The organism is Streptomyces sp. CA-210063 (assembly GCF_024612015.1).
Classification (GTDB): Bacteria; Actinomycetota; Actinomycetes; order Streptomycetales; family Streptomycetaceae; genus Streptomyces.
This window is the reverse complement of record NZ_CP102512.1, coordinates 4,193,717-4,216,492: the sequence shown is the minus strand read 5'-3', so window position 1 is coordinate 4,216,492 and position 22,776 is coordinate 4,193,717. Positions and strand designations below refer to the sequence as shown.

The following is a 22,776-nucleotide window of genomic DNA, read 5'->3' as shown; positions in this document are numbered from 1 at the left end:
AGGGCGGTTCGAGGAGTGGGGGAGGAGCGTCCCCATGTGACCGGGGACACAGGGACGGCACAGGGACGGCCGGTACCGGGCGGACAGGGGAAGGTGTGGAACTTTCTTTACGGGCCCGAATTCGGGACGGCGATCCGGAGGCGTTCAGCCGCCTGTTCCGGGAGCACGCACAGGCCGTGTACGGCCATGCCGCGCGGCTCACGGCAGACCGGAACACAGCCGAGGACGTCGTCTCGCTGACCTTCCTGGAGGCCTGGCGGCTGCGCGAGAAGCTGCTGTCGGACGCCGAGTTGGCCGAGCTGGCCAAGGGATCCGGGATGGCCAAGGGATCCGAGACCGTCAAGGGATCGGGGGCGGACGGCTTCGACGACGGTGACGGAGGCCTGGGCGCCGGCGGTCCGGGGGACAGCAGTACGGGCGACAGCAGCCTGCGCGCCTGGCTGTTCGGCATCGCCACCAACGTGCTGCGCAACACCCGCCGCGCCGCCCGGCGGCACAGCGCCGCCCTCGCCCGGCTCCCGGAACGCCACGCCGAACGCGAGACCGTGCCCGACTTCGCCGACGAACTGGTCGGCCGTATGGAGGACTCCGACCGGCTCGCCGCCGCCCACGCGGCCCTCGCCAAGCTCCGCCGTCGCGAGCGCGAGGTGTTCGCGCTGTGCGTCTGGTCGGGGCTCAGTTACGCGGCCGCCGCCGAGGCCCTGGACGTGCCCGTCAGCACCGTACGGTCGCGGCTGGCCCGTGCCCGCCAACGCCTGCGCGGCCTCGCGGAGGCGGAACTCGCGCGGCAGCCCGTACGGCGCGAAAGAGCGAGACCCCTGCCCGGCGGCGGACAGATACCTGTCGGCCGCACCGAGGCGGTCGGGTCGGCAAAGGCGCAGGCGCAGGCACAGTCACAGGAGAGACTCCGATGAACCCAGTGGAACGAGAAGAGCTGGCGCGGTTGCTGCCGAGCCCGGGTGACCCGCTCCTGTCGGACGACCGTCTGGCGCGGCTGGAGGACCACCTCAGGCAGGAGATCACCGGCGAGGCCACGGTACGGATCACCGGAGCGCGGACGTCGACGGACGGCGTGCCGGGGGCCCGGACGGCAGGGGCCCGTCCGTCCCTGACGCGCCGCCGGTTCGCCCTGGTCGCGATGCCGCTCGGGGTGGCCGCCGCGGTTCTCGCGACGGTGATCGCGACCGGCGTGGTCGGGCGGGGGCCCACCGTCGACGAGGAGGCGGCCGGGCTGCTGAAGCGCATCGCCACGGTCGCGACGGACGGGGAACCCACACCCGTACGCGCCGACCAGTACCTCTACATCAGGACCCAGGGCAAGACGTCGGACTTCCAGTACACGATGGAGGGCGAGAAGATCGCGACGCCGGAGTACACCTACCGGCGGACCGACTGGATCTCCGCCGACGGCAAGCGGAAGGGGCTCGCCCGGACCACCTGGCTGGACGGGCAGCCGATCCCGCAGGGGATGCCGGACGAGGAGATCATGAAGCGCTTGGAGAAGCCGACCGAGGACATGACACTCTCCGCCGACCCGGACAACAGCTTCTACCACGAACTGCGGGCGCTGCCCACGGACCCCGACAAGCTCTACGACAAGGTGTGGGCCGACACCAGCGGCCAGGGCCCGACCCATGAGTGGGCGGCGTTGGAGCACATCGAGACGATGCTCGACGGGGCGCAACTGCTGCCCGACCTGAACGGCGCGCTCATCCTCGTGGCCGCAGAGATCCCGGGTGTGCGGATCGTCGAGACGGCGAAGGACGCCGTCGGCCGCGAGGGCATCGGCCTGGCCTTCGGCGAGGGCGACGACCGTACCGTGTGGGTCTTCGACAGGGAGAGCCTGAAGTACCTGGGTTCGGACAGCCAGGCCCTGCTGGAGGTCGGGGTCGTCGACAAGGTGGGGGAGAAACCGGAGACGCCGGAGACACCGGAGACACGGGCGACGCCGGAGACACCGGCGACGTCGGCCGGCTGAGAAGCGTCCTGCGGCTGCGGCGGCTGTTACGCCGTGTCGCCCCCCACCCGCAGCAACAGCTTCCCCACGCTCTTCCGCGCGCCCATCAGCCGGTGGGCCTCCACCGCCTCGGCCAGGTCGAACTCCGCGGTCACCGGCAGCGACACGACCCCGTCGACGACCGTGGCGAACGCCCGCTCGGCGAGGGTGCGCAGCTCGGCGGGGGCCGACTTGGCGAGGCTGAGGATCGAGAAGCCGGAGACGGTCAGACCGAGGGCGTACAGCTCCGGCTGGCCGACGGTCCACGGCCGCTCCCCGCTCGCGTTGCCGAAGGAGACGAGGCGGCCGAAGGGGGCGAGGGAGCCGAGCCCGGCGCGGAGGGTGTCGCCGCCGACGGGGTCGAGGACCAGGTCGACGCCACGGCCGCCGGTCGCGGCCCGCACCTCGTCCGCGAAGAACCCGGTGGCGGCGGCCCCGGCGAAGACCTCGTCGTAACCGTGGTCCAGCGCGTGCTTCGCCTTGGCCGCGTCCGACACGACCCCGTACACCGCCCCGGCGCCCGCCGCCCTCGCCAACTGCCCCACCACCGTGCCGATTCCGCCCGCCGCGCCCTGCACGAGCACGGTCTCACCGGTCCGCAGCCGCCCCACCGTGTGCACGAGCGCGTACGCCGTCGGCAGCACGGTGGGGAGCGTGGCCCCGGTGCGGAGGTCGACGCCCTCGGGCAGCGGGAAGACCGTGACGGCGTCGGCCACCACGACCTCCGCGTACGCGCCCGCGTCCGTCAGCGCGGTCACCGGCTGTCCGACATTCAGCCCCTCGACGCCCTCGCCGAGGGCGCGCACCCGCCCGGAGACCTCCAGGCCGGGGCGGTAGGGGAGCGCCGGGACCCGGTAGCCCTCGGCGCGGGCCTTCAGGTCGGCGAAGTTCACCCCCGCGTACGTCACGTCGACGCTCACCTGCCCGGGGCCGGGCTCGGGGGCCTCGGCCTCCACCACCTTCAGGACCTCGGGGTCGCCGTACTCCTGGAACTCGATCGCGCGCATGCCGGACTCCCCGCTCGACTGTTCAATGAAAAGCGAACAGTCGCGAGTGTATGATTCTCATCGAACACTCTGCAAGGAGCGAGCGCCCTGCGGGAAGCGGGAGCGGGACGAGAGGGAGGGCCGGACATGGTGGAACGCGCCAGTCATCGGGCGGCCCCCGAGCACACCCACCCCGACGACGTCCCGGTCCTGACCGCCCTCGCGGCTCTCGCCGATCCCGTACGCATCACGCTCGTACGGGAGTTGGCGGGTTCCCCGGTGTGGACGCGCAGCTGCGGCAGCTTCGACGTGCCGGTCGGCAAGGCCGCCCTCAGCCACCACTTCTCCGTACTGCGGGGCGCCGGGCTCGTCGAACAGCGCGACGAGGGCGCCAAGCGCGTCAACCGCCTGCGGCGCGAGGAGTTCGACGCCCGCTTCCCGGGACTGCTCGCCCTCGTCCTGCGCGAGGACTGACGCCTCGGAGACCCCTCGGAAGGGCCAGGGCCAGGGCCAGGGCCAGGGCCGTGCGGTGCCGCCGGGTTACTCCTCGCCGTCCTTCTTGTCCCCCTTGTCGCCCTTCTCCTCCTGCCGCTTCAGCTCCTCCTCGCGGCGGCGCAGGTCGGCCTCCCAGCTCTTGAGCAGGGACTCGTCCTTCTTGTTGTCCTCGGCGAGGGACTTCAGGAACTCGGGGTTGTCGTCGGGGGCGACGTACTCCGTGCGGTGGTTGCGGTGCCACTCGGAGGGTGTGCGGCCACCCGCGGGGGCGCTTCGCAGCTTGCCGGCGGCGAGCCAGGCGATCGGGCCGACGATCCAGAAGAGCAGGATGATGAAGACCCAGGCGATCTTCGGCAGGTGCTTCGCCTCGTCCTCGGGGGTGTTGAGGCAGTCGATGAAGGCGTAGATCGTCAGCGCCAGCGGCACGAGGTACATCAACACCCTGAGCATGGAACAGCCCCCTGGAAGCGGTGGCGGGCCGCGTGTGCCGGACCCGGACATTACGGCGGGACCGCGTGCGGGGCCCCGTGACGGGGTCAGGGTAGCCCCTCGGGGATACTTGACCCCATGGCTTACGACGATCTTCGCTCCCTGCTCCGCGCACTGGAGCGCGAGGGCGATCTCAAGCGCATCAAGGCCGAAGTCGACCCCTATCTGGAGGTCGGGGAGATCGTCGACCGGGTCAACAAGGCCGGCGGCCCCGCCCTGCTCTTCGAGCACGTGAAGGGCTCCTCGATGCCCCTCGCGATGAACGTCTTCGGCACGGACCGCCGCCTGCTGAAGGCCCTCGGCCTCAAGTCGTACGGCGAGATCAGCGAGAAGATCGGCGGCCTGCTCAAGCCCGAACTGCCGCACGGCTTCGTGGGCGTGCGCGAGGCCTTCGGGAAGCTCGGCGCGATGGCCCACGTACCGCCGAAGAAGGTGAAGTCCGACAACGCCCCCGTCCAGGAGGTGGTCCTCCAGGGCGACGACGTGGATCTGGAGCAGCTTCCGGCGCTGTTCACCTGGCCCAAGGACGGCGGCTCCTTCTTCAACCTGGGGCTCACACACACCAGGCACCCCGAGACCGGCGTACGCAACCTCGGCCTCTACCGCCTCCAGCGCCACGACCGCCGCACGATCGGTATGCACTGGCAGATCCACAAGGACAGCCGCAACCACTACCAGGTGGCCGCGAAGCGCGGCGAACGCCTGCCGGTCGCCATCGCCTTCGGCTGCCCGCCGGCGGTGACGTACGCCTCCACGGCCCCGCTCCCCGGTGACATCGACGAGTACCTGTTCGCCGGGTTCGTCGCGGGCAAGCGGATCGAGATGGTCGACTGCAAGACGGTGCCCTTGCAGGTGCCGGCGCAGGCGGAGGTCGTGATCGAGGGCTGGCTGGAGCCCGGCGAGATGCTCCCCGAGGGCCCGTTCGGCGACCACACTGGTTTCTACACCCCGCAGGAGCCGTTCCCGGCCCTGAAGATCGACTGCGTGACGATGCGGAAGCGGCCGCTGCTCCAGTCGATCGTGGTGGGGCGCCCGCCGACGGAGGACGGCCCGCTGGGCCGCGCGACGGAACGCTTCTTCCTGCCGCTGCTGAAGATCATCGTCCCGGACATTGTGGACTACCACCTCCCCGAGGCGGGCGGCTTCCACAACTGCGCGATCATCTCGATCGACAAGAAGTACCCCAAGCACGCGCAGAAGGTCATGCACGCGATCTGGGGCGCCCACATGATGTCCCTGACGAAGCTGATCGTGGTGGTGGACTCCGACTGCGACGTCCACGACCTGCAGGAGGTCGCCTGGCGCGCGCTCGGCAACACGGACTACGCCCGCGACCTCACGGTGGTCGAGGGCCCGGTGGACCATCTGGACCACGCCTCGTACCAGCAGTTCTGGGGCGGCAAGGCGGGCATCGACGCCACGAGGAAGTGGATCGAGGAGGGCTACACACGGGACGGGGGCTGGCCGGACATGGTCGAGTCGGACCCGGCCACGGCGGCGCTCGTCGACCGCCGCTGGAAGGAGTACGGGCTGTGAGCAGCGCCTCCGCCGCGATCCCTCAACCGGGCCGCACCAAGGCCTTCCTGCGCCTGGTGATGATCGAACACTCGATCTTCGCGCTGCCCTTCGCTTACATCGCCGCGCTCACGGCCATGTTCCAGCTGGACGGGAACGTCCACTGGGTCCGGCTGCTGCTGGTCACCATCTGCATGGTGGGCCTGCGCACCTTCGCGATGGCGGTCAACCGGATCATCGACCGCGAGATCGACGCGCGGAACCCGCGCACGGCGCAGCGTGAGCTGGTGACGGGCGCGATGTCGGTCCGCCACGCCTGGACGGGCGCCTTGATCGCGGTCGTGATCTTCCTGGGCTCGGCGGCGCTGCTGAACCCGCTCTGCCTGGCCCTGGCCCCCGTCGCGGTGATCCCGATGGTGGTCTACCCCTACGGCAAGCGCTTCACGAACTACCCCCAGGCGATCCTGGGTCTCGCCCAGGCCATGGGCCCGGTCGGCGGCTGGCTCGCCATCACGGGGTCCTGGTCCTGGGACGCGGTGATCCTGGGCCTGGCGGTGGGCATCTGGATCGGCGGCTTCGATCTCATCTACGCCTGCCAGGACGTCGACTCCGACCGTGAGTCCGGCGTCCTGTCGGTCCCGGCCCGCTTCGGTGTCCCGGCGGCGGTGTGGGCGGCGAGGGTCTGCCACGCCCTGACGACGGCGCTGTTCATCTGGTACGCCGTGCTGACGGACGCGGGTGCCTTCCTGTGGCTGGGGCTGGGGATCGTCGCGGCCGCGTTCGTGTACGAGCACACGATCGTCCGTCCGCACGACCTGTCCCGCCTCAACCGGGCGTTCTTCTCCGTGAACGGCTTCATCGGCATCGCCCTGTTCGTGTGCGCGCTGCTGGACCTGCTGGTGCGGGGGCTGACGCTGTAGCCGTGGCTTCGGGGCGGGGCTGTTCTCCTCGCCCCCGCCGCCCCTACCCGCCCCATCTCCAGGGGCGCTGCCCCTTCGACCCCGAGGGGGGTGGGGTGCGTGGTTGTTCGGGTGCGGGTGGTGTGTGGTTGCTCGCGCAGTTCCCCGCGCCCCTAAAAGACTCCGGGCGCGACCCATGCTGTCAAGGGGCGCGGGGAACTGCGCGACCAGCCCCCACTCACCCGCACTCGCCCGACAACCGCAGCCTCCCGAGCTCTCAGGCGGCGACAGCCTGGCGTCGGCGGCGGAACAAGAACGCCGCCACCACTCCCGTCACCAACCCGATCAGATGCCCCTGCCAGCTGATGCCGGCCTCGGTGGGGGCGATCCCCCCGAGGATCGACCCACCCCAGACCGCGGCGACCAGCACACCCACCGCGACCCCCCACAGCCGACGCTCGACGAACCCGCTGACGACCAGGAAGCCGAAGAGACCGAAGACGACGCCGGAGGCGCCCGCCGTGTTGGTGTGGGCCGGGGATATCAGCCAGACCCCCAGCCCGTCCGCGACGATGATCAGCGCACAGACCGCGGCGAAGCGGCGCAGCCCCCCGAGCGCCGAGAGGAACCCCAGCACCAGCAGCGGCACGCTGTTCGCCGCGACATGGCCGAAGCCGAAGTGGAGGAACGCGGCGGGCACGACATCGACCAGCTCGGGCACCGAGCGCGGCATGATGCCGAAGTCGTCCAGCGCGTGACCGCTCGCCACATCGATCACTTCGAGGATCCACAGCAGCGCCACCCAGCCCACCATCAGCTTGGCGGCGGCCCTCACCCGGTCCCCCCGCGACCACTCCCGCTGCGGGCTCAGCGCCCCACGCACTCCACCAGCCATCTCGAACCCCCGACTCGACTCGTCCCCTCAGGGAAACGGCCGTGCCCCCTTGACCGGTTCCCGCCCCGCGACGCCGGATAGGCTCGGTCTCGTGAACCCAGTCAAGCCAGGAGAGACGCCGCGTACGCCTTGGATCGTAGGGGTGTCCGGCGCATCCGGCACCCCATACGCCGCGGCCGTGCTGCGCGCGCTCCTCGCCGCCGGTGAGAGTGTCGACCTCGTGGTGTCCCGGGCCTCGCGGCTGACCCTCCTGGACGAGACGGGAATCCCCTTCCGGGACGCGCACTGGCGTGACGACCTGCGGGAATGGCTCTCCCGCGGGGCCGACGGCAAACCGGGCACCTTCCCGGCCGACATCGACGGCGACCGCGTACGGCACTGGAGCGCCGGTGATCTGGCCGCCGGACCGTCCTCGGGCTCGTACCCCGTCAAGGGGATGCTGATCGTCCCCGCGTCGACGGCCTGCGTGGCGGGCGTCGCCCTGGGACTGAGCAAGGACCTGCTCCAACGGGCCGCGAGCGTCACCCTCAAGGAGCGGCGGCGCCTGGTCGTCGCCGTACGCGAGACCCCCTTGAACGGGCAGACCCTGCGGCATCTGGTGACTCTGGACGACGCGGGCGCGACCGTACTGCCCGCCTCCCCGGCCTTCTACGCGGGGGCCACCCACATCCAGGACCTGGTGGACTTCGTCGCCGGACGGGTGCTGGACGCGGCGGGCGTCCCGCACACCCTGTACCGGCGCTGGGAGGGCGACGTCGGCGGGGCGCGTGCCACCCACAGGACCGACTGAGCGGCGGGCGTTCACCCTTCATCCCGCCACGACAACCCGCACCACCCTCATCCCACCCGTAACTCTCACCCGTGACTCTCACCCACAACGCAACTCTTCAGCGGAAGGCAACCGATCGCATGGACGCGGTGGACAGGCAGCTCATCCAGGCCCTGAGGGAGAACGGCCGGGCCTCCTACGCGGAGCTGGGACGCCTCGTCGGCCTGTCGGGACCCAGTGTCACCGACCGCATCAACCGGCTGGAGGCGGCCGGTGTCATCACCGGCTATCGCGCCACCGTCAACTCGGCCTCCCTCGGCCTCGGCGTGACCGCGCTCATCGGCATCTCGCTCTCCGACGCCGTCGACCACGAGGACGTGGCGCACCGGCTGCGGGACCTGGCCGAGGTCGAGGACTGCTGGTTCATCGCGGGTGACGACTCGTTCATGCTCAAGGTGCGCGCCCCGGACGTCGACGGCCTGGAGAAGACCATCCGCCGGCTCTCCGGCACGAAGGGCGTCTCCCGCACCCGTACGACGATCGTGCTCTCCACGAAGTGGGAGAACCGGGTGGGTGAGCTGCCGGAGGAGGAGTAGCCGCAGGGGGAGCAGAGGGCGGGGCGTACGGTTTACAGGGTCGTCGGAGAAAGGTGTGAGCATGGACGTCGGGCTCAAGCGCGAGCTGGAGGACAAGGTCCGGGCCGGTGAGCGGCTGTCCCGCGAGGACGGCATCGCGCTGTACGAGTCGGACGACCTGGCCTGGCTGGGCGGCCTGGCGCACGAGGTGCGGACGCGGAAGAACGGCGACGTCGTCCACTTCAACGTCAACCGCCACCTCAACATGACCAACGTGTGCACCGCCTCCTGCGCGTACTGCTCCTTCCAGCGCAAGCCGGGGGAGAAGGACGCGTACACGATGCGCATCGAGGAGGCGGTGAAGCTCGCCAAGGCGATGGAGGGCGAGAACCTCACCGAGCTGCACATCGTCAACGGCCTGCACCCCAACCTGCCGTGGCGCTACTACCCGCGCTCCCTGAAGGAACTGAAGGCCGCCCTCCCGAACGTGTCCCTGAAGGCCTTCACGGCCACGGAGATCCACCACTTCGAGACGATCAGCGGCCTGACGGCCTCCGAGATCCTGGACGAACTGATCGAAGCGGGCCTGGAGTCGCTCACGGGCGGCGGCGCGGAGATCTTCGACTGGGAGGTCCGACAGCACATCGTCGACCACCGCACCCACTGGGAGGACTGGTCGCGGATCCACCGCCTGGCGCACGAGAAGGGCCTCAAGACGCCCTGCACCATGCTCTACGGCCACATCGAGGAGCCGCGCCACCGGGTGGACCACGTCCTGCGGTTGAGGGAACTGCAAGACGAGACGAACGGCTTCCAGGTCTTCATCCCCCTGCGCTACCAGCACGACTTCGTGGACATGAAGGACGGCAAGGTACGCAACCGCCTCCAGGCACGGACGCAGATGGCGACGGGCGCCGAGGCCCTGAAGACCTTCGCGGTGTCGCGGCTGTTGTTCGACAACGTCCCCCACGTCAAGGTCTTCTGGGTCATGCACGGCGTCCAGACGGCTCAGCTGGCGCTCCAGCACGGCGCCGACGACATGGACGGCTCGGTGGTGGAATACAAGATCACCCACGACGCGGACAACTACGGCACGCCGAACAAACTCACCCGCGAGGACCTGCTGGACCTCATCCGCGACGCGGGCTTCCGCCCGGTCGAACGGAACACGCGCTACGAGATCATCCGCGAGTTCGAGGGCCCGGACCCGTCCCGCCGGGAATCCCCCCAGCCGATGCGCGTCTGATCCGGACCGGTCGATTTCGTCAGTTCCCCGCGCCCCTTTCAGGGGCGCGGGGAACTGCGCGAGAAGCCCCACCGGACCCGCGGCTGGGGGTCGAAGGGGCGCAGCCCCTGGGGATGGGAACGGGTAGGGGCGGCGGGGGCCGAACCCTCTTGAGACAAGCCCCAGGTAATGGCTACGGTCACCCCATGCCCCTTACGTTTCACCTGGACCCACCCCTCACCCCAGCCCTCCACGACGGCATCCTCAAACTCTGGGCGGACGTCTCCAACGCCGGCGGAGCCGTGGGCTTCGTCCCCCCGGTCACACGGGAGGAGATACGCCCGGAACTCCTCAAACACCTCACCGCCATGGCAGAGGGCAGACACCGCCTCCTCCTCGGCCTCGACGAGCACGGCACCCCCGCGGCCACCGCCTTCTTCAGCTTCAATGCGCATCGGCTGATGACGCACTGGGTGTGGCTGTACACGGTGATGGTCCACCCCACCCATCACGGCAAGGGCTACGGCCGCGCCCTCATGGCGGCGGCCGAAACCGCGGCCCGTGACTTCGACGGCATAGACGCCATCCGCCTCACCTGCCGAGGCGGCCTCGGCCTGGAACACTTCTACGCCGCCTGCGGCTACAAGGAGGTCGGCCGAGTCCCCGGCGCGATCCGAGTCGCCCCCGACGACCACCGGGACGACATCACGATGCTGCTGCCCCTGACCTGAGGCCCGGCCGGGGCCCCGCACCCCCCTGCAAGATCGCACGCCGACCGTGCTTCACTGGACGATGCCCTTGGCCCATGTCCGAAACGGAAACGAAAGAGTGGATTGAGATGCTCCGCTACACACTGATGCGCCTCGGTATCTTCGTGGGCTGCTTCGTGGTCGTCTGGGCCCTCGTCTACTCCGGCGTCGCCCCGCGCGGCCTCGGCGCCTCCAACGGCATGTGGATGGTCGTTCTCTCGCTCCTGGTCTCCGCGCCGATCAGCTTCGTCGCCCTCCGCAAGGAGCGCGACCGGGCCTCCGCCCGGATCGCCCCCCGCCTCGACCGCTCGATCGACCGCGTCAAGTCCAACCTCGCGGCCAACCGCAGCCAGGAGGACGAGGCCGACGACGAGGCGAGGACGCCGAGCCAGGCCTCGTAAGGGGCACCCCCTCCGACGCCCGGGTCCGTACCAGCGGTCGGAACCGTACGCTTGCCCGCATGGGTGCTGTGAAGAGCAAACGGATGCCCCGTGCGGTGCGGGAACAGCAGATGCTGGACGCGGCGGTGCGGACGTTCGGGCAGCGTGGCTACCGGGCCGCGTCGATGGACGAGATCGCCGAACTGGCGGGCGTGTCCAAGCCGTTGGTGTACCTGTACCTGAACTCCAAGGAAGACCTCTTCACGGCCTGCATCCGCCGCGAGGCGAAGGCGCTCACCACCGCCGTACGCGCGGGCGTGAACCCCGACCTGCCCGCCGACCGCCAACTCTGGGAAGGGCTGCGGGCGTTCTTCACGCACACCGCGCGCAACCCGGACGCGTGGGCCGTACTGCACCTGCAGGCCCGTACACACGGCGAACCGTTCGCCGCCGAAGTGGCGGCGATGCGGGAGGAGATGGTGGCGTTCGTGACCGGGCTGATCCTGGTCGCCGCGCGGGAGGCCCGCCGCGATCCGTCCCTGCCCGAGCGGGAGGTCGCCGGCCTCGCCGAGGGCCTGGTCGGCGCGGCCGAGGCGCTCGCCGCCTGGGCCAACGCGACGCCCGGCATCACGGCCAGGCAGGCCGCCGCCACCCTCATGAACTTCGCCTGGGCGGGGTTGGGCGACCTGATGGATGGCCGCCCCTGGGCGCCGCCGATCGCGTGAGAGCTCGGGGGTACCTGTACGACGGCGGGTGCGGGTCCGGTGGGGCTTCTCGCGCAGTTCCCCGCGCCCCTGAAAAGCATGGGCTGCGCCCCGTGCTTTTCCGCCCGCAGCCCGTCGCCTTTCAGGCCCGCAGGGCCTGGTCTTTCAGGGGCGCGGGGAACTACGCGACCAGCCCCCACTCACCCGCAGTCGAACAACCGGCCCGACACCCCCCAACGCCCCCCTACGCCGCCCCCCACTTCCGCAACGTAGGCGCCACCCTCTGCCGCCCCACCCGATACAGCGACTTCGCCCCACTGCGCGCCGCACGGCGAACCGCGGCCTTGACCCGCCCGGGGTCGCCGCCGAGCGCCGCAGGCACAGCGCGGCCCTTCTCGTCGAGGCCATGGCGGAGCAGGAGGTCGCCGAGGTAGAGGCCGGCGCGCTGGGGGGTGTAGTAGGGGCGGAGGGCCGGGAGGGGACCGCCGGCGCGGAGCGCGGCCACGCGGGTGCGGGCCGCGGCGTACGGGTCGGACTTGCCGATGCCCTGGGCCTCCGACCAGGCCGGGTCGGGCTGCGGCAGCACCCCGGCGTCGATGTCGTCCCAGGAGGCGAGGCACCCGGAGTGCAGGAAGTAGTGGTTGCCGTGGGCCTCGCGGACGCCGAAGTCGGTGAGGATCGCGGTCGGGATGCCCCGGTGCATCGACTCCAGCGCGGCCGTGGAGCTGACGGTCACCAGCAGGTCGGTACGGCCGAGGACCTCGCCCATGTTGCCGTAGACGAGCCGGAGATTGGCCGGCGCGGCCTCGGCCAGCTGCTCGACGAGGAGCTGGTACGGGTCGGCCTCGACGTGGGTCGTCGCCTCGCCGGGCATGCTGCGCAGCTTGATCAGCACCTCCCGGTCCGGGTGCCGGCGCGCGTGCGCCGCGGCCCGCTCGAGCAGTGCGAGCCGCGCCGCCTTGCCCTTCGGCACGGACGGCTGCACGGCGAAGGTGAGCGTGAACGGCCGGTCGCCGGACGACGCCAGATACGGGTCACCGCCGAGGAACGGCAGCGCGCACTCCACGACCGAGTCCGGGTCGACGCCCACACTCGCGAACGCCTTCCGGAAGCGGCCCGCGTCGTACGCCGAGTTGGCGAGGACGACATCGCTGCCGGCCCGGGTCATCAGCCCGTCGACCATCTTCTCGTAGACGACACCGACGTACCCGGTGACGGTGATCGGCCGCCGCTCCCGCCCCTCCCACGCCAGCCCCAGGCTGTGCGTGAGCGTGAGGACCGTACCGCCGAGCAGCGCCATCACCACGATGTCGGCCGCCGCCAGCTCCTCGTCGTCGACCAGTTCGGCGGCCGATATCTCACGCCGGGTGTCGGGCACGATCCCGATCTCGGCGAGCTGCCGCTCGGTCGGGGTCGACCGGCCGCGCAGGAAGTACGCGTCGAGCGCGTGCCCGGGAGCGAGCTGCTGAGCCACGGCCGCGCCCCACTTCCAGCGGGTGTCCGAGTCGGCGAGTACGGCGATGCGTCTGGGAGGCATGGCTCAGGGCCCTTCCTGGCATGAATCGTCCGGTGCGCGCCCCGGTTCGGCGTGTTCGCGCGGTGCGGAGAGATTAAGGAGGACTCCTGAGTGTCCTATGGGTATTTCTTCGCAAAGCCCAGGTGGCGGCTGTGAGCCCACTGTGGGTGATTCTCAACTCCCTTGATCCGCAAGCAAGTTGATCGACCGGTCCGATGGTCTACGCCGTCTCCCGGCCGTGAAGAGTTTGAGTGATGTTCATGTGTGCTCAAGCGACGAGCGGGTAAACATAGCCCCTCACATGGAGTCGTTCCCCGCCCGGGTCGGGAGCGCCGTCGGCCGAGGTGTGGAGGCCGCCGCTCCGGAGCTCGAAGCCGCCCCATGCCTGCCCGTCCGCCGCGTAGGTCACCGTGCTCGGCAGCGGTACCGGCGCCCGGAACTCCGCGCGGACGAGGGCCGCCGGGGGCGTGCCGTGCTCGGCGAGGCAGCGGGCCACGGTCCACATGCCGTGCGCGATGGCCCGGGGAAAGCCGAACAGGCGTGCGCCGAGCGGGTGGAGGTGGATCGGGTTACGGTCCCCGGACACCGCCCCGTACCGCCGCCCGACATCCCCGGCCAACCGCCACTCGGCGACCGCGGGCAACGGCTCGCGCTCCTCCCGGGGCCGCTCGCTCCCGCCGGTCCGCGCGTCTTCGCCGCGCCGGTGCCGGGCCAGATACGTGCTCCGCGACTCCCAGGCGACCCCGCGGCCACCCCCGCCCCCAGCCCCACCTTCGTATCCGCTCCCGTCCCGCACCTCGGTCACCACCGTCGCCGAGGTGCCCCGCCGATGGGGCGCCAACTCGTCGACGTACACGGTGATCTCGTACTCGCCGGTGGCGGGCAGTCGGCGCCGCCGGGTGATCTCGATCGAGGTGTGGACGAGACCGAGGAGGGGGAGCGGGAAATCCCGGCCGGACATGATCCGCATGGCGAGCGGAAAGCCGAGGACGTGCGGATAGGTCAGCGGGACGGCGTCCTCCCCGGTGGGGAAACCGCAGACGCGCTCGTAGGCCGCGAGGCGGACGAGGTCGATCCGGACGCCGGGGAGCGCGAGCCGGGGGAACCGGGTGGAGCGGGCAGGTCCGATGGCGGCATCGGCGTCGGCGTCGTACCCGGCGGCCGTGCGGGGGAGTCTGAGGCTCTTGCAGGGGGAGAGGAGGGCGCCCCGGGCGAGCAGGGGGCTGAGGGAGGGCGGGTCGGTGAGGGTGCGGGTGTGGTGCATCGGGCGGTTTTTCCCTTCCTCGCGCCGGCCTCCGCTTTTCTTACTCATCGGTCACGTTACCCGAGGTAATGGTCGGTCGGGGCTGCCGTGGAACCCGGGAGCTGAACGACCCTCAGGTAACTTGGTATGCCCTTGACCTGCACATGAGCCCTGCGCGGGCGACCGTCGACACTGCACATCCCTGGCGCGGTTCCATCTCCGGACCATCGCGATACTCACACCGACCTCACACAGCGGCCCCGTACGATCCGGGCACACCGAACGCCCAGGAGCCGCCCGTGTCCAGCCTCGAACACACCGAACCCGCGCTGGTGGAACCCGAGTTGAAGCGGCTGGACGGCATCGTGCGAGAGGCGTACGTCCCCGCGCTCGCCTCGCCGGTGACGTACGGCTCGCTCGCGGACATCCCGTTCGACAACGCGGCCCACGAGCCCGGCTCCGTGGTCCTCAGCCGTAAGCACGGGGGCGCGGCGGGCGGCGGTACGGCGGGCGGCCGTACGGACGGGGAGGGGGCCGGCGACGGCCGGTGGCGGGATGTGACGGCGGCGGAGTTCGCGGCCGAGGTGCTCGCGCTGGCGAAGGGCCTGATCGCCGAGGGCCTGATGCCGGGCGACCGTATCGCGATCATGGCGCGGACGACGTACGAGTGGACGCTCCTCGACTTCGCGGCCTGGGCCGCGGGCCTGGTGACGGTGCCCGTCTACCCGACCTCCTCCGTCTTCCAGACCCGCTGGATCCTCCAGGACTCGGGCGCGGTGGCCCTCGCCGTGGAGACCGCCGGCCAGGCCGCCGCCCTCGGCCCCGAACGCGACCGCATCCCCGATCTGCGCCACATGTGGGTCTTCGAGAAGGGCCACCTGGACCGGCTCGCCGAGCTGGGCCGGGACGTATCCGACCAGGAAGTCGCCGTACGGCGTGGGGTGTTGGGCCCCGACACCCTGGCGACCCTGATCTACACCTCGGGCACGACCGGCCGCCCCAAGGGCTGCGCCCTCACCCACGGCAACTTCTGCGCCGAGGTCGACAACGCGATCGACCTCCTCTACCCCATCTTCCGCGCGAGAACCGACGAGGAGGCCTCCACCCTCCTCTTCCTCCCCCTCGCCCATGTCTTCGGCCGCATGGTGGCGATCGCCTGCATGCGGGCGCGGATCCGCGTCGGCCACTCGCCGAGCTTCCGCACGGAGGACCTGCTCGCGGACCTGAAGTCGTTCAAGCCGACGTTCCTGCTGCTGATCCCGTACGTCCTGGAGAAGGTCTACAACTCGGCGCGGGCGGCGGCCGAACGCATGGGCCGCGCCTCGTCCTACGACCGCGCCTCCGCCGTGGCCCGCCGCTACGGCGAGGCGCTGGAGGCGGAGCAGCACGGCACGGGCCCGGGCCCTTCCGCCTTCCTGAAGGCGGCCCGCTCCTTCTACGACCCCCTGGTCTACCGCCGCATCCGCAAGGCGCTGGGCGGGCGGGTCCGTCAGGTCATCTGCGGCGGCAGCCCCCTCGGCCGCCGCCTGGCCGCCTTCTACGCGGGCGCGGGGATCGACGTCTTCGAGGGCTACGGCATGACGGAGACGACGGCCGCCGTGACCGTCACTCCGCCCAACCGCCCCCGCCTGGGCACGGTCGGCCGCCCCCTCCCCGGCACACGGGTCCGTATAGCCGCCGACGGCGAGATCCTCCTCCACGGCGGCCAGATCTTCCGCGGCTACTGGGACCCCCAGGCCGGCGGAGTGGTTCCGGCGGGCCCCGACGGCTGGTTCGCCACGGGCGACATGGGCCGCCTCGACAACGAGGGCTACCTCACGATCACCGGCCGCAAGAAGGAGATCCTGGTCACCGACAGCGGCAAGAACGTGGCCCCGGCCCCCCTGGAGAACTGGCTCCGCTCCCACCCCCTGATCGCCCACGCCATGGTCGTGGGCGACCGCCGCCCCTACGTCACCGCCCTCCTCACCCTCGACCCCGAAGGCATCACCCACTGGCGCCACATGAACGCCAAGCAGGACCTCTCCCTCGAACACCTGGCCGCCGACCCGGACTTGCGAGCCGTCCTCCAACGAGCCGTGGACGAGGCGAACCGCCTGGTCTCCCGCCCGGAATCCATCCGCAGGTTCACGGTCCTGCCCGGCGGTTTCACGGAGGAGGCGGGCCACCTGACCCCGTCGATGAAACTGCGACGGGGCGTGGTGGAGAAGGCGTTCGGGGCGGAGATCGAGGAGCTGTACAAGAAATAGAGGGCGCTGTACCGGAGGTGGCCCCAGGAAGCAGCCGTAACGGCTGCTTCCTGGCCCCGGCCGCCCGCCGCCGGGTCGTAGTTGTGCGGCCGCCGGGATCTTCGCGGTGACGCACTTCAGGGAACGCCGCTGAGTCACCCTGGTCAAGCTGGAGTCCTGACCTCTGGCGGGTCTTGCACAGGTCTGGAAATGCATGGCGGCGGGACCGGCCCGTCGATGAGACTGCGCAGGTGAGTAACCGCCACCCCTGTGCTTGTCGCGGGCATCTCGTTCTGGACGAGACGCCCGGCTCGTACGCGATCTGCCCCGTCTGCTTCTGGGAGGACGACGGGGTCCGGTTCCGCCGGCCGACCATGGACGGCGGGGCGGACAACGTCTGCCTGATCGAGGCCCAGCGCAACTACCAGGACTTCGGTGCCTGCGACCAGCACGGCCGGCGGTTCGTCCGGCCCCCGGCGGCGGATTCATGACCTCTCACGTCAAGAGACTCGTCCAGCAGCTCGACGACTCGGCCGGCCTGTCCTACGACGCCCGCGCGGAATTGATCTACCTCGGCTCCGACGCCATCCCCGCCCTCATCGACGGACTGCCCTCCCTCGGCGGCTTCGGTCAGCTGACCGCCATCGAGGTCTTCGAGGAGGTGGGTGATCCCCGCTGCGGCCCCGCCCTCATCGGGCTGCTGGACAGCGACAACTCGACCGTCCGCGAATGGGCGGCCGTGGCCCTTGCCGGCCTGGAGACAGATGGCGCGGTCGAGCCCCTGCGCCGCGCCTACCGCGCCTGCCTGCAACGGGCCACCCCATCCGACTGGACCGAGCCCCGCGCCATCCGCTGGGCTCTGACAGAACTCGGTGCCCGTCCCCCTGTCGTCCCGCCGCTCACCGCCCGCCTGCGCGCCACCGGTGGGGAGGGCGCCCCGGGCTGGCCCTCGGCCCACTTCACCGAGATCGTCAACGACCTGGCCGACCACGCCCAGGTGATCCTCTATTCCCAGTTCTGGCGGGTGCACGGCGGTGGCACGTACGGGCTCCCCGGAAGCGGCCTGGAGTGGGAGCTCGACTGGACGGAGCCCTGGGAGCACCTGGTCGAGGAGGCCCGCACCTGGTCCCTCCTGGAAGCCGCGGACGCCCCCGTCGGCGAGGACATCTTCGTGGCCGTCGAATGGATCGACCACACCGACCTGCACCCGGAAAGGTGACCTGGTCCGCGCCCATGGCATCCGATCGTGGTGAAGCCCTGGAGGCGCTCACCGGCCGACTGCCCTGACCGAGCCGGAATTCGAACTCCGCTCCAATTCCCAGGACTCACCCCGACCGCAACGCGGAAATCGCCGATTCCGTTGGCGTGACGCCGCTGTCCGATCGGCAGGACAAGGCCATCGTGGAAAAGGTCGGGTGGGACCGCCGTCATCGATTCCACAGGATTTCCGCATTCCGCGCGCGAGTTTTTTGCCTCGGCTTCTCCCTCACTCCCTTGCGTCCCTGGCGAAACTCCGGTCCCCGCAAGGAAATTCGAGCAAGTCGAAATTCCGTCAAGGAAGGCGGTCGGTGTTTTTAGGACTTTGCTTGCCGGGGGAGACAAGAAATCGTTTCTGCGTCTCTACGATTCCCAACCATGACGGACACTCCACGGGGCAACTCCGCCACCCGTGCGCGCTGGCAGACGTGTATCAAGCTCGCCCGCGAACTCCTCCTCGTCGGGCCGGACGACAAGGACCTCAAACTCGGCTATCTGCACACCCTGATCGACACGGGCCGCCTGGGCCCCACCCACCACCCGCGTAAGAAGATCCTCGTCATCGGCGCCGGCATCACCGGCCTCGTCGCCGGCCGCCTGCTCAAGGACGCCGGCCACGACGTCACCATCATCGAGGCCAACGCCAGCCGCGTCGGCGGACGCATCAAGACCTTCCGCGCCACCAAGCACCACCAGCCCTTCGAGGACCCCGCCCAGTACGCGGAGGCCGGCGCCATGCGGCTGCCCGACTTCCACCCGCTCGTCCTCGCCCTCGTCGACAAACTCGGGCTCGGCCGCCGCCAGTTCTACAACGTGGACGTGGACCCCTCCACCGGCAGCGGCCCCGACGTCCCCGTCCCCCCGGTGACGTACACGTCCTTCACCGGCCAGACGTGGACCAACGGCGACGCGAGCCCCGACTTCCGCGAACCCGACAAGCGCGGCAACTCCTGGATCCGCGCCAACCGTGTCCAGGTGCGGCGGGCCGACTACACCGCAGGGCCCGAGCGGATCAACGAGGGCTTCCACCTCACCGGCGACGAGGTCCGCGCCCCCGTCGTGAAGATGGTCGACGACGCGCTGGAGAGCGTGCGCGACTACTACTCCGACGTCGTCGACGGCAAGCGTGTCAACAAGCCGTTCGACGAGTGGGTCGAGGGCTGGGCCCGGGTGATCCGCGACTTCGACGGCTACTCCATGGGCGGCTTCCTGCGCGACCACGCCGGGCTCAGCGACGAGGCGATCGAGGCCGTCGGAACGCTGGAGAACATGTCCAGCCGACTGCACCTCTCCTTCTTCCACAGCTTCCTGAGCCGCAGCGACATCAACCCCACCGTCCGCTACTGGGAGATACCGGGCGGCAGCTGGCGCCTGCCGCACGCCCTCCACGAGGGCCTGCGCGACGAGGTGCGGCTCGGCCACCGCATGATCCGCCTCGAGTACCACGACCCCAGCCGCGACGCCGACCCCGAGGGCACCGCCGTCGGCCCCGACGGCTGGGGCGTGACCGTGCAGACCGTCGCCGAGAACGACCCGCAGGCCCCGCCGCTCCGGTGGACCGCGGACCTGGCGGTCGTCACCATCCCGTTCTCCGCCCTGCGCTTCGTGGAGATCGTCCCCTCCATGTCGTACAAGAAGCGCCGCGCCATCATCGAGACCCACTACGACTCGGCCACCAAGGTGCTGCTGGAGTTCAGCCACCGGTGGTGGGAGTTCACCGAGGACGACTGGCGCGAGGAACTGGAGAGCATCGCACCGGGCCTCTACGAGTACTACCGGCTGGGCCTGGAGGTGGGTGCCGAGCCCGCCCGCACCCCCACGCTCGCCGATGCGGACGCCGTCCTGCTCGGCGCCGCCGTCAAGGAAAGCGGCGTCACCGAGGAGATGCGGCAGCTCAACAGCACCATGCCGCTGCGCGGCCCCGCCGTCCGCCCCGCCACCCACGCCTTCGGCGGGGGCTCCGCCACCGACAACCCCAACCGGTTCCTGTACTACCCCTCGCACCCGGTCGAGGGCAGCACCGGCGGCGTCGTACTCGCCTCGTACTCCTGGTCCGACGACGCCGCCCGCTGGGACTCCATGCGTGACGCGGAGCGCTACGTCTACGCCCTGCGCAACCTCCAGGCCCTGCACGGCCGCCGCATCGAGGTGTTCTTCACCGGCCGGGGCGCCACCAAGAGCTGGGCCCGCGACCCGTACGCCTTCGGCGAGGCCGCCATCTACACCGCGCACCAGATGACCAGCTTCCACCTGGACGCCTCCCGGCCCGAGGGCCCCGTGCACTTCGCGGGAGAGCACACCTCCCTCAAGCACGCCTGGATCGAGGGCGCCCTGGAGAGCGCCGTTCGTGCCGCCCTCGCCGTCCATCAGGCCCCGCCGGTCACGATCCCGGGCCCGGACCAGGAGGAGGACCGCTCGTGACCGCGATCACCACCGAGTGCACGGTCGCCCGCTATCTCGCCCTGAGGCTGGCCGAGTTGGGCATCACCCACCTGTTCGGCGTCCCCGGCAACCACCTCGGCCCGTTCCTGACCACCCTGCGGGCCGAGGGCGACATCGAGTGGGTCGGCACCCCCACCGAGGGCGGCGCGGGCCAGGCCGCCGACGCCTACGCCCGCGTCCACGGCGTCGGCGCGGCGGCGGTCACGTACAGCGTCGGCGCGTTCAACCTGCTCAACGCCTGCGGCGGCGCCTACGTCGAGCAGGTCCCGCTGGTCGCCGTCAACGCCTCACCGCCCTACGAGCAGTGGCAGAACTACCGCGCTGTCGGCCTGCTCACCTCGCACATGAGCCCCCGCCCGGAGAGCAACCTGGACGTCTACCGGCAGGTCACCGTGGACGCGCAGGTCATCTCCAACCCGGGCCTCGCCCCCGCCCAGATCGACGCCGCGCTCACCGCGTGCCTCACCGAGCGCAGGCCGGTCTACCTGGAGGTCATGGAGGACCTGTGGGACGAGCCCTGCGCCGAGCCGGGCGACCCGATCCTCCGCCGCGAGCGTCCGTTCAGCGCGCGCAACCAGCTCATGCTGGACAACGCCGTGAACGCGATCCTCGCCCTGGTCGAGGAACACCCCGGCCCGGACGGCAGGCCCCGCCCGATCGTGTGGGCCGGTGAGGAGATCGACCGGTTCCGCCTAGGCGGGCCGCTCACCGACCTGGTGGAGGCCACCGGGGTGCCGTTCTGCACCACCGTCGGCGCCAAGGCCGTCGTCGACGAGGACCTGACGCAGTTCCACGGTGTGTACAACGGCCATGCCAGCCACCCTGACGTGCACCGGATCTTCAAGGACTGGGCCACCTGCCGGATCGGCCTCGGCGCCTGGTCCACGTCGAAGAACCTCGGCGGCGAGCAGTGCGTCGGCGGGGACTGGGTGATGGCCGCGAACGGCGGCGTCAGTGTCGGCACGTCCTACTTCCCGGATGTCCAGCTCGAACACCTCCTGCCCGCCCTCCAGGACGCGCTGGTGAAGAACTACGGCTCCGGGGGCCTGTCCGCGGACTACTACGCCGAAGCCCACGCCCACGCCCACCACGGAACGCCCGTCGACCGCCCCGCCGACCTGGAGCAGTACCGAGCCTCGCTCCGCACCAGCGGCTCACGGTCCCGGCACACCGAACGACTCACCTACGACGGCGTGTTCGACCGGATCAACCACTTCCTGGGCCAGGAGACCCGCCAGGACTGGACGGTCGTCTCCGACGCCGCGTTCTCCCTCATCGGCTCGATGAACCTGTCCCTGTCCGCGGGCGGGTTCCTGTCGCAGGTCAGCTGGCTGTCCATCGGCTGGTCGGTCGGCGCGGCCACCGGCGCCGCGCTCGCCCCCGAGCGCGGGCATGCCCGCCCCATGGTGTTCGTCGGCGACGGCGCCTTCCAGGAGACCTGCCAGGAGATCTCCACCCACACCAGGCTCGGGCTGCGGTCGGTGGTGTTCGTCATGGACAACGGCCACTTCTACGGCATCGAACAGATGCTGGTGCACCCGTCCTACTACGCGGACGACGAGCGGGGTTCCCACGACCCCGACTTCTACAACGTCCTCCACCCCTGGCACTACGACCGCCTCGCGGCCGTCTTCGCCGGCAAGGAGACCCCGGCGAACGGGCTCAGTATCGCGCACACCTCCGAACTGGAGGAGCTGCTGACCCGCCTCGCCGACCCCACCGACCAGATCAACGCCGGACCGCTGCTGGTCCGCGTCCGCCTGCACCGGCACGACTATCCGCGGGCGATGGCGTACAAGGTGCCGTGAATCCGTATCCACAACCCGAAAGGAACGGGAAATGGCTGATCTCAACGTACTGATCGCGTTCGACGCGGCCACGATCGTCGAACAGAATCCCAACGCGTCGAGGAACCCGGACGCGCCGACGTACGCCGACCACAACCTCATCTACATGACGACCCGCCACGACCACATCGTCGGCACGTCCGGCGCCGAACTGAACCTCCGCGCCGAACCCGGGGACAGCATCAGGTGGCGCGAGACGACGCTCTCGCTCGGCAGCGACTACAAGGCATTACTGTACAAATACGTGAGCAGCGACACCGGCCACCAGCTCATCAGGACCCCCGAGATCGAGGTCATCGACGGCATCTACCCGATACCGAAGGAGGGCTCCGAGGGCAGGCCGGAATTCGTGACGCAGAACTACCAGGATCACTACTGGCGGGCGACCGTCAAAAGCACCGGCAAGGTCACGTACCACTTCTACTTCCAGATCCTGGACCGCCACCGGCAATTGAAGGGGTACTTCCAGTGGGACCCCTTCATCACCATCGAGAACCCCTGACGGTCTTCGGGTGAGGGCCGGGGCGAGGTGGTTCGCCGAACTGTTCGGTGACCACCTCGCCCCG

22 protein-coding genes are annotated in these 22,776 nt (G+C 70.4%); 17 read left to right on the top strand and 5 right to left on the bottom strand.

What is annotated here, in order from left to right; translation table 11 throughout:
- Window positions 1–95: 95 nt before the first annotated feature.
- Both JIX56_RS18060 and JIX56_RS18055 read left to right on the top strand, forming a co-directional pair.
- Window positions 96–914, top strand: coding sequence for an RNA polymerase sigma factor (locus JIX56_RS18060; protein WP_257541976.1), 819 nt, complete (start codon window positions 96–98; stop codon window positions 912–914).
- Entirely contained in the window at window positions 911–1,978 is a 1,068-nt protein-coding gene (locus JIX56_RS18055; RefSeq protein ID WP_257541974.1) for a CU044_5270 family protein, read from the top strand. Before JIX56_RS18060 ends, JIX56_RS18055 begins: the two co-directional genes overlap by 4 nt.
- Before the next feature lie 26 nt (window positions 1,979–2,004).
- Here JIX56_RS18055 and JIX56_RS18050 read toward each other — a convergent pair whose 3' ends face one another.
- A complete protein-coding gene (locus JIX56_RS18050) occupies window positions 2,005–3,003 on the bottom strand; it encodes a quinone oxidoreductase family protein (RefSeq protein ID WP_257541973.1) in 999 nt (332 codons plus the stop codon).
- Window positions 3,004–3,129: 126 nt separating this feature from the next.
- On the opposite strand from JIX56_RS18050, the gene JIX56_RS18045 reads away from it, so the two are divergent.
- Window positions 3,130–3,456 (top strand): ArsR/SmtB family transcription factor, encoded by a 327-nt coding sequence (locus JIX56_RS18045; protein ID WP_257541971.1) that lies wholly within the window; start codon window positions 3,130–3,132, stop codon window positions 3,454–3,456.
- A gap of 66 nt (window positions 3,457–3,522) precedes the next feature.
- On the opposite strand, the gene JIX56_RS18040 is transcribed toward JIX56_RS18045, so the two are convergent.
- Window positions 3,523–3,927 carry a PLD nuclease N-terminal domain-containing protein gene (locus JIX56_RS18040; protein WP_257541969.1) on the bottom strand — a complete coding sequence of 135 codons (405 nt, stop codon included), beginning with the start codon at window positions 3,925–3,927 and terminating at the stop codon, window positions 3,523–3,525.
- Between the two features lie 117 nt (window positions 3,928–4,044).
- Here JIX56_RS18040 and JIX56_RS18035 point away from each other — a divergent pair, with 117 nt between their 5' ends.
- Both JIX56_RS18035 and mqnP read left to right on the top strand, forming a co-directional pair.
- Complete coding sequence (locus tag JIX56_RS18035; RefSeq protein WP_257541967.1) at window positions 4,045–5,502, top strand: menaquinone biosynthesis decarboxylase; 1,458 nt, start codon at window positions 4,045–4,047, stop codon at window positions 5,500–5,502.
- Entirely contained in the window at window positions 5,499–6,401 is a 903-nt protein-coding gene (gene mqnP, locus JIX56_RS18030) for a menaquinone biosynthesis prenyltransferase MqnP (RefSeq protein ID WP_257541965.1), read from the top strand. Before JIX56_RS18035 ends, mqnP begins: the two co-directional genes overlap by 4 nt.
- Before the next feature lie 256 nt (window positions 6,402–6,657).
- Here mqnP and JIX56_RS18025 read toward each other — a convergent pair whose 3' ends face one another.
- On the bottom strand, window positions 6,658–7,275 hold the full coding sequence (locus tag JIX56_RS18025; RefSeq protein WP_257541963.1) for a rhomboid family intramembrane serine protease: 618 nt from the start codon (window positions 7,273–7,275) through the stop codon (window positions 6,658–6,660).
- A 91-nt stretch (window positions 7,276–7,366) separates the two neighbouring features.
- Here JIX56_RS18025 and JIX56_RS18020 point away from each other — a divergent pair, with 91 nt between their 5' ends.
- The 6 genes from JIX56_RS18020 (at window position 7,367) to JIX56_RS17995 (ending at window position 11,698) form a co-directional block, all read left to right on the top strand.
- Window positions 7,367–8,065 carry a UbiX family flavin prenyltransferase gene (locus JIX56_RS18020; RefSeq protein ID WP_257541961.1) on the top strand — a complete coding sequence of 233 codons (699 nt, stop codon included), beginning with the start codon at window positions 7,367–7,369 and terminating at the stop codon, window positions 8,063–8,065.
- Between the two features lie 119 nt (window positions 8,066–8,184).
- Entirely contained in the window at window positions 8,185–8,640 is a 456-nt protein-coding gene (locus JIX56_RS18015; protein ID WP_257541959.1) for an Lrp/AsnC family transcriptional regulator, read from the top strand.
- A gap of 61 nt (window positions 8,641–8,701) precedes the next feature.
- Window positions 8,702–9,865, top strand: coding sequence for an aminofutalosine synthase MqnE (gene mqnE / locus JIX56_RS18010; protein WP_257541958.1), 1,164 nt, complete (start codon window positions 8,702–8,704; stop codon window positions 9,863–9,865).
- Window positions 9,866–10,050: 185 nt separating this feature from the next.
- Window positions 10,051–10,575, top strand: a complete 525-nt coding sequence (locus tag JIX56_RS18005; RefSeq protein ID WP_257541956.1) for a GNAT family N-acetyltransferase — start codon at window positions 10,051–10,053, stop codon at window positions 10,573–10,575.
- A gap of 107 nt (window positions 10,576–10,682) precedes the next feature.
- Window positions 10,683–10,994 (top strand): DUF4229 domain-containing protein, encoded by a 312-nt coding sequence (locus tag JIX56_RS18000; RefSeq protein WP_257541954.1) that lies wholly within the window; start codon window positions 10,683–10,685, stop codon window positions 10,992–10,994.
- Between the two features lie 59 nt (window positions 10,995–11,053).
- A complete protein-coding gene (locus JIX56_RS17995) occupies window positions 11,054–11,698 on the top strand; it encodes a TetR/AcrR family transcriptional regulator (RefSeq protein WP_257541952.1) in 645 nt (214 codons plus the stop codon).
- Window positions 11,699–11,921: 223 nt separating this feature from the next.
- On the opposite strand, the gene JIX56_RS17990 is transcribed toward JIX56_RS17995, so the two are convergent.
- Both JIX56_RS17990 and JIX56_RS17985 read right to left on the bottom strand, forming a co-directional pair.
- Window positions 11,922–13,214 (bottom strand): DUF6716 putative glycosyltransferase, encoded by a 1,293-nt coding sequence (locus JIX56_RS17990; RefSeq protein ID WP_257541950.1) that lies wholly within the window; start codon window positions 13,212–13,214, stop codon window positions 11,922–11,924.
- Between the two features lie 247 nt (window positions 13,215–13,461).
- Window positions 13,462–14,457 carry a MaoC family dehydratase gene (locus tag JIX56_RS17985; protein WP_257541948.1) on the bottom strand — a complete coding sequence of 332 codons (996 nt, stop codon included), beginning with the start codon at window positions 14,455–14,457 and terminating at the stop codon, window positions 13,462–13,464.
- 278 nt (window positions 14,458–14,735) lie between these two features.
- Here JIX56_RS17985 and JIX56_RS17980 point away from each other — a divergent pair, with 278 nt between their 5' ends.
- The 6 genes from JIX56_RS17980 (at window position 14,736) to JIX56_RS17955 (ending at window position 22,712) form a co-directional block, all read left to right on the top strand.
- Window positions 14,736–16,685, top strand: coding sequence for an AMP-dependent synthetase/ligase (locus JIX56_RS17980; RefSeq protein ID WP_257541946.1), 1,950 nt, complete (start codon window positions 14,736–14,738; stop codon window positions 16,683–16,685).
- A gap of 230 nt (window positions 16,686–16,915) precedes the next feature.
- Window positions 16,916–17,155: a CPCC family cysteine-rich protein gene (locus JIX56_RS17975; RefSeq protein ID WP_257541945.1), complete on the top strand. Its 240-nt coding sequence runs from the start codon at window positions 16,916–16,918 to the stop codon at window positions 17,153–17,155.
- Window positions 17,152–17,883 (top strand): HEAT repeat domain-containing protein, encoded by a 732-nt coding sequence (locus JIX56_RS17970; RefSeq protein WP_257541943.1) that lies wholly within the window; start codon window positions 17,152–17,154, stop codon window positions 17,881–17,883. Before JIX56_RS17975 ends, JIX56_RS17970 begins: the two co-directional genes overlap by 4 nt.
- 416 nt (window positions 17,884–18,299) lie before the next feature.
- Window positions 18,300–20,342: a flavin monoamine oxidase family protein gene (locus tag JIX56_RS17965; protein ID WP_257541941.1), complete on the top strand. Its 2,043-nt coding sequence runs from the start codon at window positions 18,300–18,302 to the stop codon at window positions 20,340–20,342.
- Window positions 20,339–22,171 carry a thiamine pyrophosphate-binding protein gene (locus JIX56_RS17960; protein WP_257541939.1) on the top strand — a complete coding sequence of 611 codons (1,833 nt, stop codon included), beginning with the start codon at window positions 20,339–20,341 and terminating at the stop codon, window positions 22,169–22,171. Before JIX56_RS17965 ends, JIX56_RS17960 begins: the two co-directional genes overlap by 4 nt.
- 31 nt (window positions 22,172–22,202) lie before the next feature.
- On the top strand, window positions 22,203–22,712 hold the full coding sequence (locus JIX56_RS17955; RefSeq protein WP_257541937.1) for an inclusion body family protein: 510 nt from the start codon (window positions 22,203–22,205) through the stop codon (window positions 22,710–22,712).
- The last annotated feature ends 64 nt before the right edge of the window (window positions 22,713–22,776 follow it).